At 55.7% G+C, this 2,275-nt stretch carries 3 protein-coding genes; all 3 read left to right on the forward strand.

Going from position 1 to position 2,275, the window contains the following annotated elements; genetic code table 11:
* Positions 1-486 (forward strand): archaeosortase/exosortase family protein (locus H0V01_15580; protein MBA2584792.1); only part of this gene is annotated, 486 nt, incomplete at its 5' end.
* Positions 483-1,157: an EpsI family protein gene (gene epsI, locus H0V01_15585; protein MBA2584793.1), complete on the forward strand. Its 675-nt coding sequence runs from the start codon at positions 483-485 to the stop codon at positions 1,155-1,157. The genes H0V01_15580 and epsI, both read left to right, overlap by 4 nt.
* 84 nt (positions 1,158-1,241) lie before the next feature.
* A partial coding sequence (locus H0V01_15590) for a hypothetical protein (GenBank protein MBA2584794.1) occupies positions 1,242-2,275 on the forward strand: 1,034 nt, incomplete at its 3' end.

Consider the following 2,275-nt stretch of genomic DNA (forward strand, 5'->3'; position numbering starts at 1 on the left):
CTCCTGTTTCTACTGTTCGCATTTCCGCCGCCATCCGCGGTTACAAATCTATTAACCCAGCCTCTCAGGCTGATGCTTGCCGATGGGGCCGTTTCGTCCCTCCAGGGCTTGGGGTATCCGATGAGCCAAGCCGGGCTCAGCATCTTCATCGGTCAGTACGAGTTGCTTGTCAAAGACGCCTGCTCTGGACTCAACTCGGTAGTAAGCCTTTCGGCCATCGGACTATTCTATGCCTATGTGCTTTACGGTGCACATATAGCTTACTCCGGCGTGTTTTTCATGATTATGGTTGTGGTCGCGATATTGGCGAATTTTATCCGAGTTCTGCTTCTCATTCTAATTACCTACCATTTGGGAAACAGCGTCGCTCAGGGGTTTCTTCACGATTTCGCGGGGCTCACGTTATTCGCGCTCGCTATAGGCGGTATGCTTTTGGCCGACAGGGCAGCCTCTCCTCTCCGCAGATGGATGGGAGTCGAAAGATGAATTCCTCGCGCTTCCCTGGTTTGTCGAGAAGAGGCTTTCTGTTCGCGGGAATCCTTGGCGGCGGGGTTGCACTAACCGAGGGGTTTCGGCTTGCCCAGTCCGAAGTGGGCGAGACACTAGACGTAGAATCCCTCACCCCTGACACAATCGGTGACTGGCGCAGAATGGCAGGGCCGGAGATGATCGTGCCGCAGGATAGCGAACCCTCCCGCTTCTACGAAGAGGAGCTTGCGCGCGCCTACGGGGGGGCAGGACTTCCCCTCGTGATGCTGGCGATCGCGTACGCGAGCCGTCAGGACGAGCGCCTCGAAGTACACCGGCCGGAAGTTTGCTATTCGGCGCAAGGCTTTGAACTGACTGCAGCTCGGTCTATTGACGTCCCTCTAGCCGCAAACTTGGCGGTTCCGGCCGTCACGTTAATCGCGCGCCGTCATGACCGTTCTGAGCAAATCGTCTACTGGACCCGAATTGGAAAACTATTTCCACGCACCCCTACAGAGCAGAAGTTTGCTGCCTTGCGTTCGTCGTTGGCCCTTCAGATCCCCGACGGAATGGTCGTTCGGATCTCAACGTTGGGCACAGCGGAAAAGGACGTGCTCACCATGGTTGATTTCGCGCGTCTTCTACTAGCGTCGAGCCCTGCCCCCCTCAGGCATGCCTTAGCAGGTTAATCGTCTTCAGCCCTGCCGACTAAAGGGTTTCAGAACCAGAAAGATATAAGATAGTGTCGCGATGGTGGAGCCCACTGCGACAAAATGGCGTCCTTCATTGCCGAGAAAGTTCGAAATCGCACACCCAAGGGCAGCGATCATATACTGGTAGAGTGGATCATGAACTTCAGGTGGATCAAGAGACCTTTGAAGAAACAGGAGAATGAGCCCCGCGAAGATGCCGACTGTGATGAAGTCGTAAATGGTGCTCATCCTCCAAGGCTATTCCTGAAGAACAAGAGACGCAACGATCATCGGGCGCCTGCTAACAAGCGCACGCGACCACTGCTTGTGGTTTTTTTTGTGTTGGTAGCCGGGAGTGCGGCGTTCTGGTTGCTTTCTGACCGCTTAGAGGCGGTCCCTGAGGGTCAGGTAATTGCAATCGTGGATGGCTACGAGATCACCACAACTGATCTGGCCACCGAGGCCCGCATGCTTGGAGTTTCAAGTGAGAGCGAAGCTGCGAGGCGAGCCGTGCTGGAATCGCTGATAGACCGGCAGATTTTGGTCGGCGCAGCCGTGGCACAAGGGCTGGATCGTGATCCTCATTTTCAGGCCGAGCGCCGACGAGCCGAGCAGATGCTACTCGCCCGGCTCGCGCTGGAAGGTTGGGCAAAATCTGTTGAGCAGCCCACCGCGGAAGCCGTCCAGCGCTTCATCGCTGATCATGGCAAGTTCTTTAATGAACGGCACTTAATCACGCTAGATCAAATCCGTTTCACGCCCGCTACAGCCCTTCCACAGCATGTAATCGCAGATATGCAAACCATTGAGGAGGGGGAAAGATGGCTGACATCAAGGAGAATTAATTATGAACGCGGCACGGTGGTGCTCGATACAGTTACCTTGCAACCGGAGGCTGCAGGTCGGATCGTGCATATCCCGACTGGCAGTATGTTCTATCTTAACGAAGGCGGTAGGGGGGCCCTCTCCAGGGTGATGGCTCGCGAGCATCTTCCGGTTTCCCATCCAGAGAGGCAGGTAATCGCCGGCCGAGTGCTGAGCGGCAAGGCCGTTTCTGGGGCTTTTCGCAACAGCCTGCGGACGAAGAGAGGGAATGCGAAAATACGCTACCAAGA

The organism is Bacteroidota bacterium (genome assembly GCA_013696965.1).
GTDB lineage: Bacteria > Bacteroidota > Bacteroidia > JACCXN01 > JACCXN01 > JACCXN01.

What these genes read in the sequence shown, in the direction of transcription:
- epsI (MBA2584793.1), top strand. Translation starts at nt 483, where the DNA reads ATGAATTCCTCGCGCTTCCCTGGTTTGTCGAGAAGAGGCTTTCTGTTC.